The 18042-nt window shown below is 59.5% G+C and carries 19 protein-coding genes; 13 read left to right on the forward strand and 6 right to left on the reverse strand.

Annotated features, from left to right (window positions below; translation table 11 throughout):
• Positions 1 to 258: 258 nt before the first annotated feature.
• Both ACLEJQ_RS23225 and ACLEJQ_RS23230 read right to left on the reverse strand, forming a co-directional pair.
• Positions 259 to 1479: a CaiB/BaiF CoA transferase family protein gene (locus tag ACLEJQ_RS23225; protein ID WP_440798842.1), complete on the reverse strand. Its 1221-nt coding sequence runs from the start codon at positions 1477 to 1479 to the stop codon at positions 259 to 261.
• A 13-nt stretch (positions 1480 to 1492) separates the two neighbouring features.
• Entirely contained in the window at positions 1493 to 2674 is a 1182-nt protein-coding gene (locus ACLEJQ_RS23230; protein ID WP_440798843.1) for an acyl-CoA dehydrogenase, read from the reverse strand.
• 156 nt (positions 2675 to 2830) lie between these two features.
• Between ACLEJQ_RS23230 and ACLEJQ_RS23235 the strand changes: the two genes are divergently transcribed.
• From ACLEJQ_RS23235 to ACLEJQ_RS23280, 10 genes are all read left to right on the forward strand, one after another.
• Positions 2831 to 3730 carry a LysR family transcriptional regulator gene (locus ACLEJQ_RS23235; protein ID WP_440798845.1) on the forward strand — a complete coding sequence of 300 codons (900 nt, stop codon included), beginning with the start codon at positions 2831 to 2833 and terminating at the stop codon, positions 3728 to 3730.
• Between the two features lie 432 nt (positions 3731 to 4162).
• Positions 4163 to 5284, forward strand: a complete 1122-nt coding sequence (locus tag ACLEJQ_RS23240) for a Re/Si-specific NAD(P)(+) transhydrogenase subunit alpha (RefSeq protein ID WP_440798847.1) — start codon at positions 4163 to 4165, stop codon at positions 5282 to 5284.
• A gap of 15 nt (positions 5285 to 5299) precedes the next feature.
• A complete protein-coding gene (locus ACLEJQ_RS23245) occupies positions 5300 to 5623 on the forward strand; it encodes an NAD(P) transhydrogenase subunit alpha (protein WP_003187010.1) in 324 nt (107 codons plus the stop codon).
• A complete protein-coding gene (locus ACLEJQ_RS23250) occupies positions 5623 to 7059 on the forward strand; it encodes an NAD(P)(+) transhydrogenase (Re/Si-specific) subunit beta (RefSeq protein ID WP_440798850.1) in 1437 nt (478 codons plus the stop codon). Before ACLEJQ_RS23245 ends, ACLEJQ_RS23250 begins: the two co-directional genes overlap by 1 nt.
• A gap of 196 nt (positions 7060 to 7255) precedes the next feature.
• Positions 7256 to 8749, forward strand: a complete 1494-nt coding sequence (locus ACLEJQ_RS23255) for an acetyl-CoA hydrolase/transferase family protein (protein WP_440798852.1) — start codon at positions 7256 to 7258, stop codon at positions 8747 to 8749.
• Between the two features lie 317 nt (positions 8750 to 9066).
• Entirely contained in the window at positions 9067 to 9282 is a 216-nt protein-coding gene (locus ACLEJQ_RS23260; protein WP_440798854.1) for a DUF1127 domain-containing protein, read from the forward strand.
• Between the two features lie 321 nt (positions 9283 to 9603).
• The gene (locus ACLEJQ_RS23265) at positions 9604 to 9921 is read left to right on the forward strand and encodes a DUF2388 domain-containing protein (RefSeq protein ID WP_440798856.1); all 318 of its coding nucleotides are present in this window, start codon (positions 9604 to 9606) and stop codon (positions 9919 to 9921) included.
• Between the two features lie 105 nt (positions 9922 to 10026).
• Entirely contained in the window at positions 10027 to 10329 is a 303-nt protein-coding gene (locus ACLEJQ_RS23270; protein WP_440798858.1) for a DUF2388 domain-containing protein, read from the forward strand.
• 26 nt (positions 10330 to 10355) lie between these two features.
• A complete protein-coding gene (locus ACLEJQ_RS23275; protein ID WP_003187020.1) occupies positions 10356 to 10676 on the forward strand; it encodes a DUF2388 domain-containing protein in 321 nt (106 codons plus the stop codon).
• Positions 10673 to 12634, forward strand: a complete 1962-nt coding sequence (locus tag ACLEJQ_RS23280; RefSeq protein ID WP_440798860.1) for a DUF7844 domain-containing protein — start codon at positions 10673 to 10675, stop codon at positions 12632 to 12634. Before ACLEJQ_RS23275 ends, ACLEJQ_RS23280 begins: the two co-directional genes overlap by 4 nt.
• 243 nt (positions 12635 to 12877) lie before the next feature.
• Here ACLEJQ_RS23280 and trpA read toward each other — a convergent pair whose 3' ends face one another.
• Positions 12878 to 13687, reverse strand: a complete 810-nt coding sequence (trpA, locus tag ACLEJQ_RS23285) for a tryptophan synthase subunit alpha (RefSeq protein WP_440798862.1) — start codon at positions 13685 to 13687, stop codon at positions 12878 to 12880.
• Positions 13687 to 14919, reverse strand: a complete 1233-nt coding sequence (gene trpB, locus ACLEJQ_RS23290) for a tryptophan synthase subunit beta (RefSeq protein WP_440798864.1) — start codon at positions 14917 to 14919, stop codon at positions 13687 to 13689. The genes trpA and trpB overlap by 1 nt, the downstream gene beginning before the upstream one ends.
• A 113-nt stretch (positions 14920 to 15032) precedes the next feature.
• On the opposite strand from trpB, the gene ACLEJQ_RS23295 reads away from it, so the two are divergent.
• Complete coding sequence (locus ACLEJQ_RS23295; RefSeq protein ID WP_440798866.1) at positions 15033 to 15950, forward strand: LysR family transcriptional regulator; 918 nt, start codon at positions 15033 to 15035, stop codon at positions 15948 to 15950.
• Here ACLEJQ_RS23295 and ACLEJQ_RS23300 read toward each other — a convergent pair.
• Positions 15923 to 16249, reverse strand: coding sequence for a DUF883 family protein (locus ACLEJQ_RS23300; RefSeq protein WP_440798868.1), 327 nt, complete (start codon positions 16247 to 16249; stop codon positions 15923 to 15925). The genes ACLEJQ_RS23295 and ACLEJQ_RS23300 overlap by 28 nt on opposite strands.
• A 155-nt stretch (positions 16250 to 16404) precedes the next feature.
• Here ACLEJQ_RS23300 and ACLEJQ_RS23305 point away from each other — a divergent pair, with 155 nt between their 5' ends.
• Positions 16405 to 16620 carry a dodecin gene (locus tag ACLEJQ_RS23305; protein ID WP_003177209.1) on the forward strand — a complete coding sequence of 72 codons (216 nt, stop codon included), beginning with the start codon at positions 16405 to 16407 and terminating at the stop codon, positions 16618 to 16620.
• Between the two features lie 113 nt (positions 16621 to 16733).
• A complete protein-coding gene (locus ACLEJQ_RS23310) occupies positions 16734 to 16955 on the forward strand; it encodes a DUF1161 domain-containing protein (protein ID WP_440798870.1) in 222 nt (73 codons plus the stop codon).
• 52 nt (positions 16956 to 17007) lie between these two features.
• Here ACLEJQ_RS23310 and ACLEJQ_RS23315 read toward each other — a convergent pair whose 3' ends face one another.
• Positions 17008 to 18009, reverse strand: a complete 1002-nt coding sequence (locus tag ACLEJQ_RS23315) for an LLM class flavin-dependent oxidoreductase (RefSeq protein ID WP_440798872.1) — start codon at positions 18007 to 18009, stop codon at positions 17008 to 17010.
• Positions 18010 to 18042 lie beyond the last annotated feature (33 nt).

An 18042-nucleotide genomic window follows, 5' to 3' on the forward strand; every position in this document is an offset into this window, starting at 1 on the left:
GGATCGAACCGTCAACCGGGCGCTACCACCTTGCCCCATCGACTCCTTCCAGGCTTCGGTGAACCGAAGCAGGCCGCTATCTAAAATCGAATAACTCATTGAATTTCAAGGAGTTTTCCGTTTCGACTGCGCCGGAAGTGGGGCGAATTATAGACACCTGAAATCTGCCGTCAACCCTTAAATTCGTTTTTTATCAATACGTTGCGCAAACCCAGTCAAATCGCTGTTCACTCACTTCAGCTCACCTACAGCAGCGGACTACAAAACCCCCGCCTCTCTAAGGCTGGTCACTGCAACTTCATCCATATTCAACACTCGCTGGAGCACCTCCTGCGTATGCTCGCCTAATAAGGGAGGCGCGTTGCGATATTCCACCGGTGTCTCCGACAGGCGAATCGGACTCGCCACCTGCGGGACTTTTCCGGCGAGCGCGTGAGGCAGCTCTATCGCCAGTCCGCGTGATTGAACTTGAGGATCGGCGAACATCTGGGCCAAGTCATTGATCGGCCCACACGGGACACCTGCCTGCTCCAACTGAGCCACCCATTCGGCGGTGGTCTTGAATACAGTCACTTGGCGAATCAACGGGATCAACACTCCCCGGTTCGCCACTCGCGCCTTGTTCGTGGCAAAACGAGGATCGTCAGCCCACTGAGGCTGACCGGCGACCTCAGCGAATTTTCGAAATTGGCCGTCATTCCCAACTGTCAGAATGAAATCACCGTCCGCCGTAGGAAAATCCTGATAAGGCACGATATTCGGATGAGCATTGCCCAACCGCTTCGGCGCATTGCCGGTGGTCAGGTAATTCATTGCCTGGTTGGCCAGGCATGCCACTTGGACGTCCAGCAATGCCATATCAATGTGCTGCCCACCGCCGGCGTGATCGCGATGGGCCAGCGCGGCCAAAATGGCAACGGTCGAGTACAAACCGGTAAGAATATCCGTCAGCGCGACCCCAACTTTGACCGGCCCCGCGCCTTCATCGCCTTCGGGCCGGCCGGTGAGGCTCATCAAGCCCCCAAGCCCCTGAATCATGAAGTCATACCCGGCGCGCTTGGCATACGGGCCGGTCTGCCCAAAGCCGGTGATCGAACAATAAATCAGTCGAGGATTGATCGCCTTCAGGGATGGATAGTCCAGGCCATAGGCAGCCAAACCGCCCACCTTGAAGTTTTCGATCAGGATGTCGGATTTCGCCGCAAGCTCCCGCACCAGCCGCTGCCCCTCCGGACGCGTGAAATCGATGGTCACCGACTGCTTGTTGCGATTGGCCGAAAGGTAATAGGCCGCCTCGGTCGTATTCTCGCCGCGACCGTCCTTGAGGAAGGGAGGACCCCAGGCACGCGTATCGTCACCATTGCCGGGCCGCTCGACCTTAATGACCTCGGCTCCCAGGTCCGCCAGGATCTGCCCGGCCCACGGCCCTGCCAATACTCTCGATAAGTCCAATACCCGCAAATGCGAAAGCGCGCCCATGAGCGTTCTCCTATCAATAGAACGCCTGGATACCGGTTTGCGCACGCCCCAGGATCAATGCATGAACATCATGCGTGCCTTCGTAGGTGTTCACGACTTCCAGGTTCACCAAGTGGCGAGCAATGCCAAACTCATCGGAGATACCATTGCCGCCCAGCATGTCCCGCGCCATACGCGCGATATCCAATGACTTGCCGCAGGAATTGCGCTTCATGATCGAGGTGATCTCAACCGCGGCCGAGCCCTCATCCTTCATGCGACCCAGGCGCAAGCATCCCTGCAAGGCGAGAGTGATTTCAGTCTGCATGTCGGCCAGCTTCTTCTGGATCAATTGATTGGCCGCCAGGGGACGACCGAACTGCTGACGATCCAAGGTGTACTGCCGAGCGGTATGCCAACAGAATTCGGCAGCCCCCAAGGCGCCCCAGGAGATTCCGTAGCGCGCCGAGTTCAGACACGTAAACGGCCCTTTCAGCCCGCGCACGTCCGGGAAGATGTTTTCTTCCGGCACGAACACATTGTCCATGACGATCTCACCTGTGATGGACGCCCGCAGCCCGACCTTGCCATGGATGGCCGGCGCGCTCAGCCCTTTCCAGCCTTTCTCGAGAACGAAGCCACGGATATCACCGGCATCGTCCTTACCCCAGACAACAAAGACATCGGCAATCGGACTGTTGGTGATCCACATCTTGCTACCCGTCAGGCTGTAGCCGCCTTCCACTTTGCGCGCACGGGTAATCATCGCGCCTGGGTCAGACCCATGGTTAGGCTCGGTCAGACCAAAGCAGCCGATCCATTCACCAGACGCCAACTTCGGTAGATATTTCTGCTTTTGCGCCTCGGTACCGAACTCGTTGATCGGCACCATGACCAGGGACGACTGCACACTCATCATCGAACGGTAGCCGGAATCGACGCGCTCCACCTCACGGGCGATCAGGCCGTAGCTGACGTAGTTGAGTCCACTGCCGCCGTACTGCTCGGGAATGGTTGCGCCCAAAAGACCAACCTCGCCCATTTCGCGGAAAATCGCCGGGTCGGTTTTTTCATGACGGAACGCTTCCAGCACCCTTGGCGCAAGCTTCTGTTGGGCGAATTGCTCGGCACTATCGCGAATCATGCGTTCTTCTTCGGTGAGCTGCTGATCCAGCAACAATGGATCGATCCAGTTGAAGCTTGCTTTACCGGCCATGAAAGAGTCCTCGCCAATCAAATGAAATTCGTGAATTGATCCTAGGCGCCGTTTCCTACAAGGGCAAACGAGGATTCCGCATACTCTTGTGCTAATTTCTCACTCCGTAGCCGCTATGGCCCGCTCTCACGCCGCCAATGAGTGAGGTAGATGTACATGCGTCGTAAAATTCCCAGTACCGCCGCGCTGATCAGTTTCGAGGCCGCAGCCCGGCATGAAAGTTTCACCAAGGCCGCGCAAGAGCTTTCCCTGACCCAAGGCGCCATCTGCCGACAGATCGCCAGCCTGGAAGACTTCTTGAGCGTCGAGCTTTTCCGACGCTCAAGACGTGGCGTCAAGTTGACCGAAGCAGGCCTTTCCTACAGCCGTCGCGTCGCGGCCCAACTGGACGCCGTAGAACGCGACACGCTTTCAGTCATGGGTCATACCGGCGCGAATGTGATCGAACTGGCCGTGGTTCCGACGTTCGGCACTCAATGGCTGCTGCCCCGTCTCAAGGATTTCCAACTTCAACATCCAGAAGTTACGGTCAACCTGACCAACCGCACACGTCCCTTTCTTTTCGCGGACACAGAGTTTGATGCCGCTATCTATTTTGGCGATGCAGATTGGTCCGGGACCGAATCCCACAAACTGATGGGCGAAAATCCGATGCCGGTTTGCAGCCCTTCCTTATTGGGTGAACACGAAAGCCTGACGGCGCAGGCCATTGCCGAGATGCCGCTGCTTCAACAAACCACCCGCCCTTATGCCTGGCGCCAATGGTTCAGCTCGCAGAACCTGAACATCGCGCACGACCTGACAGGCCCTCGTTATGAACTATTCTCCATGCTCGCCCAAGCAGCGATGCATGACATGGGGGTTGCTCTGATACCGCCCTTCCTGATCCAACGTGAACTGGCGGAAAAAAGACTGGTCATCGCTAACCGCAAGGCGCTGTCGAGCATCAAGGCTTACTACCTGATGATTCCTGAGCGCAAAGTCGAATCTGCGTCGCTTCGCGCTTTTCGCGACTGGCTGATTCAGCAAGCAAGCACTTATGATCTTGATTCATAAGGAAATTTGTATAACCGACTCTGGTAGTAAGCTAATCAAAAGCGCTACAGATATAAGTTTTTGTCGCTTACAGTCAATCTGTTAAAAAATTAGTACCGTAGTCTCACAAGCGTTCAAATACGTGGCTTTGCGCCATATCACCCGAGTCATAGCGGCTTATTCATTACGCCGATGGGAAGCTTTATCGAATTGCATACGAAACCCTTGGAAGACAAGGCCTGCAAGGGCTCGTAGGCTAGTGTTGCGACATTCGGTCACAGGGTGACTTGTAGTTAATTTTTCGTCACCAGTCATAATCCCTTGAAGGGCTGGATTTTCGCCTGCAAAATGCCGCGCCCCGTCTGATTCGGCGGGATCGTGCTGATCGGCCGCCCCAGCCGCACCATCCGAAGTGCCTGGGTTTACTCAATAAGATCACGCAGGAGATTTGACGTGCACATTGGTGTTCCTCTCGAAACCCAGATGGGTGAAACAAGGGTTGCTGCTACCCCGGAAACCATCAAGAAGCTGATCGGCCAAGGCCATAAAGTCACTGTTCAAAGCGGCGCCGGTCTCAAGGCGAGCGTCACCGACAGTGCTTATGAAGCAGCGGGCGCAACTATTGGCAGTGCCAATGATGCGTTCGGTGCCGAGCTGATTCTCAAGGTGATCGCCCCCAACGACAGCGAACTGACGCTGGTCAAGCGCGGCACAGTCCTGGTGGGCATGCTCAACCCGTTCAATAACGAAACCATCGCCAAGCTGGCCGAACACGGAATTACCGCGTTCGCTCTCGAGGCCGCACCTCGGACCTCGCGTGCCCAGAGCCTGGACGTGCTGTCGTCCCAAGCGAACATCGCCGGCTACAAAGCTGTCCTGTTGGCAGCGCACTACTACCCACGTTTCATGCCGATGCTGATGACTGCCGCAGGCACTGTGAAAGCGGCACGGGTGCTGATCCTCGGCGCTGGTGTGGCCGGGTTGCAGGCGATTGCGACGGCCAAGCGACTGGGGGCGGTGATCGAGGCTTCGGATGTGCGTCCGGCAGTGAAGGAACAAATCGAATCCCTCGGCGCCAAGTTCGTCGATGTGCCCTACGAAACCGATGAAGAGCGCGAATGCGCCGTCGGTGTCGGCGGTTACGCCCGGCCGATGCCTGCCAGCTGGATGCAGCGCCAGGCCCAGGCCGTGCACGAACGCGCCAAACAGGCGGACATTGTCATCACCACTGCGTTGATTCCGGGCCGCAAGGCACCGACCTTGCTGAGCGCCGAGACCGTCGCGCAGATGAAGCCGGGTTCGGTGGTCATCGACCTCGCCGCTGCCCAGGGCGGCAACTGCCCGCTGACCGTGGCCGATCAAGTGGTCGTGGAGAACGGCGTGACCATCGTCGGCCCGACCAACCTGGCCGGTGAAGTCGCCGCCGACGCTTCGGCGCTGTATGCCCGCAACCTGCTGGACTTCCTGAAGCTGGTCTTCACCAAGGAAGGTCAGTTCGACGTGAACCTGGAAGACGACATCGTCGCCGCGTGCCTGATGTGCCGCGACGGCCAGGTCATCCGCAAAAACGCCTAAGCAGGGATTCAGACAATGGAAGAGCTCATCTCCCCCGGTATCTACAACCTGATCATCTTCGTGCTGGCGATTTATGTCGGTTACCACGTGGTCTGGAACGTAACGCCTGCACTGCACACACCGCTGATGGCGGTGACCAACGCCATCTCGGCCATCGTGATCGTCGGCGCCATGCTCGCCGCCGCGCTGACCGTGACGCCACTGGGCAAAACCATGGGTACCCTCGCCGTGGCCCTGGCCGCGGTGAACGTATTCGGTGGCTTCCTGGTGACGCGCCGCATGCTCGAGATGTTCAAGAAAAAAGCCCCGAAAGCCGTAAAAGAAGAGGCGCCCAAGTAATGAGCATGAATCTGGTAACGACGCTCTACCTGATCGCGTCCATCTGCTTCATTCAGGCTCTGAAGGGCCTGTCGCACCCCACTACTTCACGTCGTGGCAACCTGTTTGGCATGCTCGGCATGGCACTGGCGGTGCTCACCACCGTTGGCCTCATCTATAAGCTGGGTGCCGAGCTTGCCACTGCGGGCATCGGTTATGTCATCGTCGGCCTGCTGATCGGAGGCACCGCCGGCTCGATCATGGCCAAACGCGTCGAGATGACCAAGATGCCGGAACTGGTGGCGTTCATGCACAGCATGATCGGCCTGGCCGCAGTGTTCATTGCCATCGCTGCGGTGGTTGAGCCGCAGTCCCTGGGTATCGTCAAGCAACTGGGCGATTCGATTCCGGCCGGCAACCGCCTGGAACTGTTCCTCGGCGCGGCCATTGGTGCCATCACCTTCTCCGGTTCGGTGATCGCTTTCGGCAAATTGTCGGGCAAGTACAAGTTCCGCCTGTTCCAAGGGGCACCCGTACAGTTTGGCGGGCAACACAAGCTCAACCTGATTCTGGGCCTGGCGACGCTGGGCCTGGGCGTGACGTTCATGGCCACGGGCAACTTTGGCGCTTTCGCCCTGATGCTGGCCCTGGCGTTCGTGCTGGGCGTGTTGATCATCATCCCGATTGGCGGTGCCGACATGCCGGTAGTGGTGTCGATGCTCAACAGCTATTCGGGTTGGGCCGCGGCCGGCATCGGTTTTTCGCTGAACAACTCGATGCTGATCATCGCCGGCTCGCTGGTGGGGTCCAGTGGTGCGATTCTGTCGTACATCATGTGCAAGGCCATGAACCGCTCGTTCTTCAACGTGCTGCTCGGTGGCTTCGGCAACAGTGCCGATGCGGGTGGTCCGGCGGGGGCGCAAGAAGCTCGTCCGGTGAAATCCGGCTCGGCTGACGACGCGACCTTCCTGCTGACCAACGCTGACACGGTGATCATCGTCCCAGGTTATGGCTTGGCTGTAGCGCGCGCCCAACACGCGTTGAAAGAACTGACCGAGAAACTGACTCACCACGGCGTTACCGTGAAGTATGCCATCCACCCCGTAGCCGGACGCATGCCCGGCCACATGAACGTGCTGCTGGCCGAGGCCGAAGTGCCTTACGACCAAGTGTTCGAGATGGAGGACATCAACTCCGAGTTTGGTCAGGCCGACGTGGTGCTGGTGCTCGGCGCCAACGACGTGGTCAACCCGGCGGCGAAGAACGATCCGAAATCGCCGATTGCCGGCATGCCGATCCTCGAAGCGTTCAAGGCCAAGACCATCATCGTCAATAAGCGCTCGATGGCCAGCGGCTATGCCGGCCTGGATAACGAGCTGTTCTACCTGGACAAGACCATGATGGTGTTCGGTGATGCCAAGAAAGTGATCGAGGACATGGTCAAGGCGGTGGAATAACAATCCCGGTCGACCATAGCGCCCCGACTCGTCGGGGCGTTTTGATTTGTATCAAGGCAAAACGTTACCGATCCGGTAATGATGTTTTGCCTGAAACGCCCGTAATAGAAGCCTTAATTGCGACTTTTGTAGCGGGTCGGGCACGGCGCGAATTCACTAGACTGCGCATCTTGCTTTTAGCCCGAGATAACAAACCATGTACCGTGAACGTATCCGCCTGCCTTCGTTGTTGAATAAAGTGATGAGCGCTGCCGAAGCCGCTTTGTTGATCGAAGATGGCATGACCGTCGGCATGAGCGGGTTCACCCGCGCCGGTGAGGCAAAAGCGGTGCCCCACGCACTGGCCGAACGCGCCAAGGTCACCCCGCTGCAAATCAGCCTGATGACCGGCGCGAGCCTGGGTAACGACCTTGACAAGGAGCTCACCGAGGCCGGCGTGCTGGCACGGCGCATGCCCTTCCAGGTCGACAGCACGTTGCGCAAGGCAATCAACGCGGGCAAGGTCATGTTCATCGACCAGCACCTTTCGGAAACGGTCGAGCAACTGCGCAACGGCCAGCTCAAGCTGCCCGACATTGCAGTGATCGAAGCGGTGGCCATCACCGAACAAGGCCACATTGTGCCGACCACCTCGGTGGGCAACTCGGCCAGCTTTGCGATCTTCGCCCGGCAAATAATCGTCGAGATCAACCTGGCCCACAATCCGAATCTGGAAGGGCTGCACGACATCTATATCCCGACCTACCGCCCAACCCGCACGCCGATTCCCCTGGTAAAGGTCGACGACCGTATCGGCAGTACCGCAATACCGATACCGCCGGAAAAAATTGCCGCCATCGTCATCACCAACCAAGGCGACTCGCCGTCGACCGTCACGCCGCCAGACAGCGAAACCCAGGCCATCGCCGACCACCTGATCGGCTTCTTCAAAGCGGAGGTAGCGGCAGGGCGAATGACCAACAAACTCGGCCCGTTACAAGCCGGGATCGGCAACATTGCCAATGCCGTGATGTGCGGGCTGATCGACTCGCCGTTCGAACAGCTGACGATGTATTCCGAGGTCCTGCAGGACTCTACCTTTGATTTGATCGACGCCGGCAAACTGAGCTTCGCCTCGGGCAGCTCCATCACGTTGTCGAGCCGACGCAATGCCGACGTCTTCACAAACCTGGAAAAGTACAAGGACAAGCTGGTCCTGCGCCCGCAGGAAATTTCCAACCACCCCGAAGTCGTCCGCCGCTTGGGCATCATTGGCATCAATACCGCCCTGGAGTTCGACCTGTACGGTAATGTCAACTCCACACACGTGTGTGGCACGCGGATGATGAATGGCATCGGCGGGTCGGGGGATTTCGCGCGCAATGCGCACCTCGCGATCTTCGTAACGAAGTCGATTGCCAAGGGCGGGGCGATCTCCAGCGTCGTGCCGATGGTCAGCCATGTGGACCACACCGAGCACGACGTCGACATCCTGGTTACCGAGATCGGCCTGGCCGACCTGCGTGGCCTGGCGCCCAGGGAGCGGGCGCGGGTAATCATCGACAATTGTGTGCACCCATCCTATCGCCAGGCGCTGAATGACTACTTTGAGGCGGCATGCGCCTTGGGCGGACATACACCTCATATCCTTCGCGACGCACTAAGCTGGCACCTGAACCTTGAAGAGACCGGGCGGATGTTGGCGGTCTGATACAGCTGGTCCATCAGTACAGCAGAAACAGTTTTGTGCGCTCTTCCCAAACGACGCCAACTGACAAAAACTGTACTGCTGTACCGGTGTTTTCCTACAGTTATCTCCCACACATAATGATCATCTGCCAGAAAATGCACCATTATGGTTCAGACAAGTACAGTTGCGCCAATATCGACCAGTACACCACTGTTTAACAGTTAACTGCTCGATCACATTACAGTTGAACTGTATCTAGAGAGACTGGCCAAACGAGAGGATCATGGGCACCAGTTAAACCACTACCTAATCCCGCCACAAGCGGAAGGATGTCAACCATGGAACGTACACTCAGTTCCGAGATGTTTTTCGAAGACAAAGCTGAAAAAAACCAGGCTTCCCTGCCTCTTCGCGTTATCGCTAATCTGATGTTGTGGCAGCGCCGCATCGCCAGCCGTCACCAACTGGCTCGTCTGGATTCGCGCCTGCTGGCCGACGCCGGTATCAGCGAAGCACAACGCTACGAAGAGCTGAGCAAGCCGTTCTGGCGCTAACCCAGCGCCGCTGGCCCTGACCCACCGGGTCCACCGCCAGCAACGAATTGAACAAACAAGACCCGTCGCGGGAAACCGCGACGGGTCTTGTCGTTTCAGAGGCAACTAGCCGTTGATCTATCCAGGAATAGAACAGTTGTCGATAAATCAACGATTCATAGGTACAGTTTTAGCCACGCGACGAAGCAGCGCCCTCAAGGTCGCAGCTGTCATCCGAGCGGATCTGCCTTAATATCCGAGCGAACGTGGCGAAGCGAGCCGAGCATTCGCTCCTCTTCAGCTGCACGTATCGCCTTGCCTCATTACCCAAGGAGTCTCATCATGACCCGTCTTCGTCTGCTCAGCGCGGTGGCCTTGCTGGCCGTTGCCGCCCAATCCAACGCCAGTAGCTTCATCGTCACCACTGACTCGATCGTCGGTGCACTCAAGGCCACGTCCGACGCCACCTCTGACGCAACCTCCTCGCTGCGGGACAACAAGATCGTCCAGGCCGCCCGTGACGACGCCGCCAGCTTCGTAGCGAGCGAAGGGGCAATCCGCGGGGTGAAACTTGAAAGCGCCCTGGATTACATCCGCCAGCAGGCCCCGCAACTGAACGCCACTGATGCGCAACTGGCCCAGGCGATCCTGGTGATCTGATACACATGAAACATCGGGCGCCAAATGGTGTTCCGATGTTTCAACGCTGGCTCTGGGCCGGCGGTTTGCGCTAGCCTTTCGGCTCGCCATCAACTGTCGAGCCCCATGCGTTCCTATTCCTATCTGTATATTGCGCTCCTCTTTGCAGCCTGCTGGTCTGTCCCTGCCCAGGCCTTTGATGTGTCCACCCAGCAGGTCGTCGTCAGCGGTTATGCAACGAGCATGGTGACCTCTGCGCCCTTCGATCATAAACTTGTCGCCGCCCGCGACGACGCTGCGGCATTCGTCGCCAGTGACGGACAGTTGCGAGGTGGACAGCTGGAGTCAGCCCTGGATTACCTGCGGCGTACCCAGCCAAAACTTCATGCCAGCGACCTTGAACTGGCACAGGCAATTCTCGTCCAATAGTTATCTTCATTTCTCGGAGTCGTTCCATGCGTAGCCCGCTGATTGCTGCCGCCCTAGGCCTGCTGGTATTGGCCGATGTGGCCCAGGCCCATACCCTGGTAGCCACCAGTAACATCATCGTTCGCGCTTCCCAGCGCACGATTGATTTCACTTCCGATACCACCACATCCATCCGTGATTCGAAAATCGTCCGCGAAGCCCATGACGATGCGGCCAGCTTTGTCGCCAGCAATGGCGAGATTCGTGGCGCTCATCTCGAAGCCGCCTTCGATACGTTGCGCACCCGTGTACCGGAAGCGCGTGATGCCAGCGACCAGGTTCTCGCCGAAGCCATCCTCGCATTGTGAGGCGCTTTGCCGCCTGGCTGACGGCCTGGACGTTGCTGCTGGTCGGCAACAGCGCCCAGGCCGGTTTGCAACTGCACCTCAACACCGAAGGCCTGGGTCTGGCGCAGCAGCAGGCCAGCCAGGCTTTGCTTGATGAGGCGATGCAAGCATTGCCGCCACGTTTCATCGAGCGCCTGGACCGGCGCATCGATGTCGGCTGGACCGACCAGATGCCGGCCAACGCCTATGGCCAGGCTTCACTGGTGTCGCAGCTGGATCTCAACAGCAATCTGCTCGACAGTCTGACCGATGGCAGCGCCGCGACGCAGAAGACACAACGCCCCCACGGCACGGTACGGCGGGAAATGCTCGCCACGGTTCTCCATGAACTCACCCATATCTACGATCGCTCGCGTCTTTGGCCGGAGCCCGAGCGCGCGCTGATCCAGCGTTGTACCCGCCGTAATGGCAGTTCCGGGCTGATTGGCTTGCCCGATGAATGCCGCGGCCAGAATGACCGTCGCTTTACCCTCAGTGATGATCCACGCTTGCTGGATCTGGCCGGTTGGCCGCAGTACGTCGGTCGTCGCGGGGAGCGCGAGCAGCACAACCGCCAGGTCGCCCGTAGTCCGGATCTTTACGAGACAAGCAGCCCCAAGGAGTTCGTCGCGGTCAACATGGAGTACTTTCTCCTGGACCCCAGCTACGCCTGCCGCCGGCCTGCACTGTATCGCTATTACCAGGAACATTTTGGTTGGGCACCCGCCGCCAAGGAAACCTGCGCCCAATCGTTCGCCTTCCTCAATGCCGGGAACGACTTCGCCAGGACGCCGCTGGGCAAGGTCGATCCCGAACGGGTCTATGCCATCGACTATCTCCTGGCCGAAGCCAACCAGAATTGGGTCAGCCGCTGGGGCCACAGCATGCTTCGCCTGGTGATCTGCGCACCGGGCCGGCCCCGTGGTCCGGACTGCCGACTGGACCTGGACCAGCACCTGGTGCTGTCCTATCGCGCTTTCGTGGGCGATGTGCAGTTGTCGAGCTGGGACGGGCTGGTCGGCAAATATCCGTCGCGCCTGTTCGTGTTGCCGCTGGCCCAAGTCATCGATGAATACACCAAGACCGAACTGCGCAGCCTGGCCTCAGTACCACTGAACCTGTCGCGCGCCGAGATCGAGGAAACGGTCGAGCACGCCGCCGAAATGCACTGGAGCTACGACGGCAACTATTACTTCCTGTCCAACAACTGTGCGGTGGAAAGCCTGAAGCTGCTGCGCAGCGGCAGCAATAACGCCCAGCTCAAGGGCCTGGACAGCATCATGCCCAACGGCTTGCTGGAAGTGCTCAAGGGCCGGGGCCTGGCCGACACCAGCGTGCTGGACGATCCCAAGGAAGCCTTGCGCCTGGGCTATCGCTTCGACTCGTTCCGCGAGCGGTACCAGGCGATGTTCAATGTGCTGAAGAAGTACCTGCCCATCAAACAGGAATCGGTGGAAGACTGGCTGGCCCTGGACGCCGCCGAACGCCGCGTCTGGTTCGAACAGGCGGACCTGCGTACCAGCGCAGCGTTGCTGCTGCTTGAACAGGCCAGTTACCGCCGCCAGTTGTTACTGGCCCAGGACGAAGTCAAGCAACGCTACCTCGGCGCCCGGGAATTGCAGAACGGCGGTATGGAAAGGGCCAACGCGACGTTGCAGCAAATCCTCGCCAACAGCGGCTTCCTCAGCCGTCCCGCCGAGCTGCTCGGCAGCAGTGGATATGGATTGCCGCAACCCAGCGAGTGGCAACGACTGGAATCGGAAAGCAGCTTGCGCCAGAAACAATTGCAAACCCTGACCGGCGATCTGGACAAGGAAGTCCGGGCACTGCTTGAACCCAGTCGCGCCGCTGAAATTGCCGCCAGTGAAGCCAACGTCAAAGAGATCGGCGAACACCTGCGCAAACTGCACAAGGCCGGCGGCGGACTGGAGCTACCTTAATAGCGCCGCCGCACCCTGTGGCGAGGGAGCTTGCTCCCGCTGGGACGGTCCGACGCCTCGGGCGAAGCGGCCCCAAACAGGCGGATGCGACTTTTCAGGTAGAGCGCGTCGCCCGGTTCTACGACTGCTTCGCAGCCGAGCGGGAGCAAGCTCCCTCGCCACAAGGGCAACCCTCAAGCATTCCTAGGACAGCAAAAAGGGGTTCAGAAACTGGTTCTGAACCTCTTATCTATGCAACGTGATTCAGGCGCGGGCTTTTCGCACCCCGTCGGCCAGCGCGGCGCAGAGGCTCAGTACGCCGTCGATAGCCTGTTCTGAGGTGTCTGCGCTGGCGATATGGTCGATCAATGCCGACCCCACCACCACCCCGTCCGCCAACCGCGCAATGGCAGCGGCCTGTTCCGGCGTGCGAATACCGAAACCAATGCTGATCGGCAGATCGGTGTGGCGACGCAGGCGCGCCACGGCTTCTTCCACATGCTCCAGCGTCGCGGCGCCAGCGCCGGTGACCCCAGCCACCGAGACGTAGTACACGAAGCCCGAACTGCCGTTGAGCACGGTAGGCAAACGTACATCGTCGGTGGTCGGCGTGGTCAGGCGGATGAAGTCCAGGCCCGCCGCCTGGGCCGGCTCGCACAGTTCACTGTTGTGCTCAGGCGGCATGTCGACCACGATCAGGCCATCAACGCCCGAATCCAGCGCCTCGCCAATGAAACGCTGCACACCGTAACGGTGGATCGGGTTGAAGTAGCCCATCAGTACCAGCGGCGTTTCGGTGTTGCCTTCACGGAACTCGCGAACCATCTGCAGGGTTTTCGCCAGGTTTTGCTGGGCGCCCAAGGCGCGGATATTCGCCAACTGGATCGCCGGGCCATCGGCCATCGGGTCAGTGAAGGGCATGCCTAACTCGATCACATCGGCACCGGCCGCCGGCAGGCCTTTGAGGATCGCCAGCGAGGTGTCGTAGTTCGGGTCGCCAGCGGTGACAAAGGTCACGAGGGCGGCGCGGTTCTGTTCCTTGAGTTCGGCAAAGCGGGTTTGCAGGCGGCTCATCAGTGTTTCTCCTGCTGGGACTGTTCCATGTGGTGCATCACGGTTTGCATGTCTTTGTCGCCACGACCGGACAGGTTGACCACCATCAGGTGATCCTTCGGCAGGCTGGGTGCGCGTTTGAATACTTCAGCCAAGGCGTGGGAGCTTTCCAGCGCAGGAATGATCCCTTCCAGACGGCAGCACTTATGGAAGGCATCCAGGGCTTCGGCGTCAGTGATCGAGGTGTACTGGACGCGACCGATATCGTGCAACCAGGCGTGTTCCGGGCCGATACCGGGATAATCGAGGCCGGCGGAAATCGAATGGGCGTCGATGATCTGGCCGTCTTCGTCCTGCAACAGGAACGTGCGGTTGCCATGCAGTACACCCGGCACGCCACCGTTCAGGCTCGCCGCGTGTTTGCCGGTCTCGATGCCATAGCCTGCGGCTTCCACACCGATGATCTCGACACTCTTGTCGTCCAGGAACGGGTGGAACAGGCCCATGGCATTGGAACCGCCGCCGATGCACGCCACCAGGCTATCGGGCAGACGACCTTCCTGAGCTTGCAACTGATCGCGGGTTTCCTTGCCGATCACCGCCTGGAAGTCACGGACCATGGCCGGATAAGGGTGCGGGCCTGCCACCGTGCCGATCAGGTAAAACGTGCTGTCGACGTTGGTCACCCAGTCGCGCAGGGCTTCGTTCATGGCGTCCTTGAGGGTGCCGGTGCCGGCGACCACCGGAATCACCTCGGCACCCAGCAACTTCATGCGAAACACGTTCGCCTGCTGGCGCTCGATGTCGGTAGTGCCCATGTAGATCACGCATTCCAGGCCGAAACGCGCGGCCACGGTGGCAGTGGCCACGCCATGCATACCGGCGCCGGTCTCGGCGATGATGCGCTTCTTGCCCATGCGCCGCGCCAGCAGGATCTGGCCGATGCAGTTGTTGATCTTGTGCGCGCCGGTGTGGTTCAGCTCTTCGCGCTTGAGATAGATCTTGGCGCCGCCGCAGTACTCAGTCAGGCGCTCGGCGAAATACAACGGGCTCGGACGACCGACGTAATCGCGCTGGAAGTACGCCAGTTCCTCGATAAATGCCGGATCCTGCTTCGCCACTTCGTATTCACGGGCCAGGTCGAGGATCAGCGGCATCAGCGTTTCCGCCACATAGCGGCCGCCGAACGCACCGAACAGGCCATTGGCGTCAGGGCCGCTGCGCAGGTTGAAAGGGGTCGTAGGCTGGGTCATCGGGGCGCTCCAGGCAGATGCGTAGTAAGACAATGAGGCTCACTCTACCCCTGACATCCTTCACTGAAAACCGATAAGATCGCCGCATCCTGTCAGGAAAACTCACAGATAAAATGCGCCACGATCTTCCGCCTCTCAACGCCTTGCGCGCCTTCGAAGCCACTGCCCGCCTGAACAGCGTAAGCCAGGCGGCCGAACAGCTGCATGTTACCCACGGAGCGGTCAGTCGACAGCTGAAAGTGCTGGAAGAGCACCTGGGGGTCAGCCTGTTCGTCAAGGACGGACGCGGCCTGAAACTCACAGATTCGGGCGTACGCCTGCGCGATGCCAGCGCCGAGGCGTTCGAGCGATTGCGCAGCGTCTGCGCGGAGCTGACGCAAAGCACGGCGGACGCGCCCTTCGTGCTGGGTTGCTCGGGCAGCCTGCTGGCGCGCTGGTTCATTCCTCGGCTAGGCAGGCTCAACGCCGACTTACCCGACTTGCGCTTGCATTTATCTGCTGGCGAGGGAGATCTGGACCCAAGGCGACCGGGTCTCGATGCGCTGCTGGTATTCGCCGAACCGCCATGGCCGGCGGACATGCAAGTATATGAACTGACCGACGAGCGAATCGGCCCGGTGATGAGCCCGCATTACGCCGGGTTTGCCCGTTTACAGACCGCACCCGCCGGCGCGTTGCTGGATGAGCCCCTGCTGCATACCACATCCCGGCCGCAAGCCTGGCCAACCTGGGCACGACAAAACGACCTGGAGCCCCAGGCATTGAAGTTCGGCCAGGGATTCGAGCATTTGTATTATTTGCTGGAGGCCGCCGTAGCGGGGCTGGGCGTGGCGATTGCCCCCGAGCCGCTGGTGGCCGAGGACGTGCGCGCCGGGCGCCTGGTCGCGCCGTGGGGCTTCGGTGAAACCCCGGCGCGACTGGCGCTGTGGTTACCCAAGCGCGCCGCGGACGGGCGCGCTCGCCAATTGGCCCAGTGGCTCAGGCACGAGCTGGGCCAGCCGGTTCAGTCACCGCGTTTGCACAACAGATAGGCAGCCAGCAAACCGATGGCGCCGACCGCGACGCCGGCCGTGGTCCATGGGTGCTCCTGCGCATAATCGCGAGTGGCAAGCCCGGTTTCACGTGTCTTGACCTTCACCTCTTCATACGCATCGCTGAGCAGATGCCGAGAGTGCTTCAGCGCGTTTTCAGCGTTCGCCTTCAGCGACTTGAGGGTCTTGCGCGACTCGTCCGAAGCGTCTTCCTTCAGGCTTTCCAACGACTTGAGCAGACTTTCGATCTCCGCTTCCATGCTTTGCAACGAAGCCTTGCGTAACGAATTGCTAGCCATGGTGGTGCTCTCCTGCAGTGGTTGAACGTGTGTGAGTTGGGACTCCAGCCGTTTCTGAAAGTGCAGTAAATCTGAACTTTCGAAGCGTCAACGGCGACACATGTAAGGCACACAATCGCTGCTAGGCTGATTAGGACAACCCAAGGAGACTTCCCATGAGTGATCATCACACGTACAAAAAGGTCGAGCTGGTCGGCTCGTCTCCCACCAGTATCGAAGACGCCATCAACAACGCCTTGGCTGAGGCCAGCAAAAGCCTCAAGCATCTGGAATGGTTTGAAGTCACCGAGACTCGTGGACACATCGAGAACGGTCGGGCCGCGCATTTCCAGGTGACCATCAAGGTCGGCTTCCGGATCGCCAATAGCTGATCGCCGATGAACTTGCTCGCTGGCGCAGTGCCATAGGAATGGCGATGCGCTATGGTATGCGCATCACGATTTACCCATACCTGCCTTATTGATCCGACCAAGGAGTGCGAGCGATGAAGAAGTTGATGGTAGCCCTGGGCTTGCTGAGCCTTGCGGGCAGTGCGTTTGCGGCCGGCAAGCCTTGCGAAGAGTTGAAAAGCGAAATCGCAGCGAAACTTGATGCCAAGGGTGTGTCAAGTTATACGCTGGAAATCGTCGACAAAGGCGCGGCGGCTGACGGAAAAGTCGTCGGCACCTGTGAAGGCGATACAAAGGAAATCGTTTATAAGAAGTGATTCTTGAAACGGCAAAGCCGACGCAGTGCGTCGGCTTTTTTGCGCCCCCGATTCAGCCCTTCATGACCTGCGCCAGCAGCTCATAAGAGTGTAGGCGGTCGGCGTGCTCATACAGGTCGCTGGTAAAAATCAGCTCGTCGGCCTGGGTCTGCTCGATCAGTACCTGCAACCTGGCGCGGATCTTCTCTGGCCCGCCAATCATGGCCAGGCCCAGGAAATCGCCCACCGCTTCCTTCTCATGGGGCAACCACAGGCCGTTCATGGACTCCACCGGTGGCCGTTGCACCAGGCTCTGGCCGCGCATCAACGCTAGGATCCGCTGATACACCGAGGTCGCCAGATAGTCGGCCTGTTCGTCCGTGTCCGCCGCCACCAGGGGCACCCCGAGCATGACGTAAGGCTTGTCGAGCACCTCGGACGGCTTGAAGTGATTGCGATAGACACGGATCGCCTCATGCATGAAACGTGGAGCGAAATGGGAGGCGAAGGCGTAGGGTAAACCGCGCTCACCGGCCAATTGCGCGCTGAACAGGCTCGAACCCAACAGCCACACCGGCACATTGGTTCCAGTGCCGGGCATGGCAATAATCCGCTGATCCGGCGTGCGTGGACCCAGGTAGCGCATCAGCTCAGTCACGTCTTCGGGGAAATCGTCCGCACTGCCGGAGCGCTCGCGGCGCAAAGCGCGGGCAGTCATCTGGTCGGAGCCGGGTGCGCGGCCCAACCCCAGGTCGATTCGACCGGGGAACAGACTTTCTAGGGTGCCGAACTGTTCGGCGATGACCAACGGCGCATGGTTGGGCAACATCACCCCGCCGGAGCCGACCCGAATGGTCGAAGTGCCACCCGCCAGATAGCCCAGCAGCACCGCCGTCGCGGAACTGGCGATGCCATCCATGTTGTGGTGTTCGGCGACCCAGAAGCGGGTATAGCCGTATTTTTCCACGTGCTGCGCCAGGTCCAGGGAATTGCGCAGGGACTGGGCGGCATTGCCGTCAGCGCGAACGGGCACGAGGTCGAGGGTCGAGAACTTCACTTCGGACAGCTGTTTCATCGGCTGGGATCTCCAACGGCGTTCCGGGCTTTC

The organism is Pseudomonas sp. SMV71 (assembly GCF_052042015.1).
In the GTDB taxonomy this organism is placed as follows: domain Bacteria; phylum Pseudomonadota; class Gammaproteobacteria; order Pseudomonadales; family Pseudomonadaceae; genus Aquipseudomonas.

Coding starts and splice junctions, on each gene's coding strand:
- ACLEJQ_RS23225 (WP_440798842.1), bottom strand. CDS start 1,479: ATGGGCGCGCTTTCGCATTTGCGGGTATTGGACTTATCGAGAGTATTG.
- ACLEJQ_RS23230 (WP_440798843.1), bottom strand. CDS start 2,674: ATGGCCGGTAAAGCAAGCTTCAACTGGATCGATCCATTGTTGCTGGAT.
- ACLEJQ_RS23235 (WP_440798845.1), top strand. CDS start 2,831: ATGCGTCGTAAAATTCCCAGTACCGCCGCGCTGATCAGTTTCGAGGCC.
- ACLEJQ_RS23245 (WP_003187010.1), top strand. CDS start 5,300: ATGGAAGAGCTCATCTCCCCCGGTATCTACAACCTGATCATCTTCGTG.
- ACLEJQ_RS23250 (WP_440798850.1), top strand. CDS start 5,623: ATGAGCATGAATCTGGTAACGACGCTCTACCTGATCGCGTCCATCTGC.
- ACLEJQ_RS23255 (WP_440798852.1), top strand. CDS start 7,256: ATGTACCGTGAACGTATCCGCCTGCCTTCGTTGTTGAATAAAGTGATG.
- ACLEJQ_RS23260 (WP_440798854.1), top strand. CDS start 9,067: ATGGAACGTACACTCAGTTCCGAGATGTTTTTCGAAGACAAAGCTGAA.
- ACLEJQ_RS23265 (WP_440798856.1), top strand. CDS start 9,604: ATGACCCGTCTTCGTCTGCTCAGCGCGGTGGCCTTGCTGGCCGTTGCC.
- ACLEJQ_RS23270 (WP_440798858.1), top strand. CDS start 10,027: ATGCGTTCCTATTCCTATCTGTATATTGCGCTCCTCTTTGCAGCCTGC.
- ACLEJQ_RS23275 (WP_003187020.1), top strand. CDS start 10,356: ATGCGTAGCCCGCTGATTGCTGCCGCCCTAGGCCTGCTGGTATTGGCC.
- trpA (WP_440798862.1), bottom strand. CDS start 13,687: ATGAGCCGCCTGCAAACCCGCTTTGCCGAACTCAAGGAACAGAACCGC.
- trpB (WP_440798864.1), bottom strand. CDS start 14,919: ATGACCCAGCCTACGACCCCTTTCAACCTGCGCAGCGGCCCTGACGCC.
- ACLEJQ_RS23295 (WP_440798866.1), top strand. CDS start 15,033: ATGCGCCACGATCTTCCGCCTCTCAACGCCTTGCGCGCCTTCGAAGCC.
- ACLEJQ_RS23300 (WP_440798868.1), bottom strand. CDS start 16,249: ATGGCTAGCAATTCGTTACGCAAGGCTTCGTTGCAAAGCATGGAAGCG.
- ACLEJQ_RS23305 (WP_003177209.1), top strand. CDS start 16,405: ATGAGTGATCATCACACGTACAAAAAGGTCGAGCTGGTCGGCTCGTCT.
- ACLEJQ_RS23310 (WP_440798870.1), top strand. CDS start 16,734: ATGAAGAAGTTGATGGTAGCCCTGGGCTTGCTGAGCCTTGCGGGCAGT.
- ACLEJQ_RS23315 (WP_440798872.1), bottom strand. CDS start 18,009: ATGAAACAGCTGTCCGAAGTGAAGTTCTCGACCCTCGACCTCGTGCCC.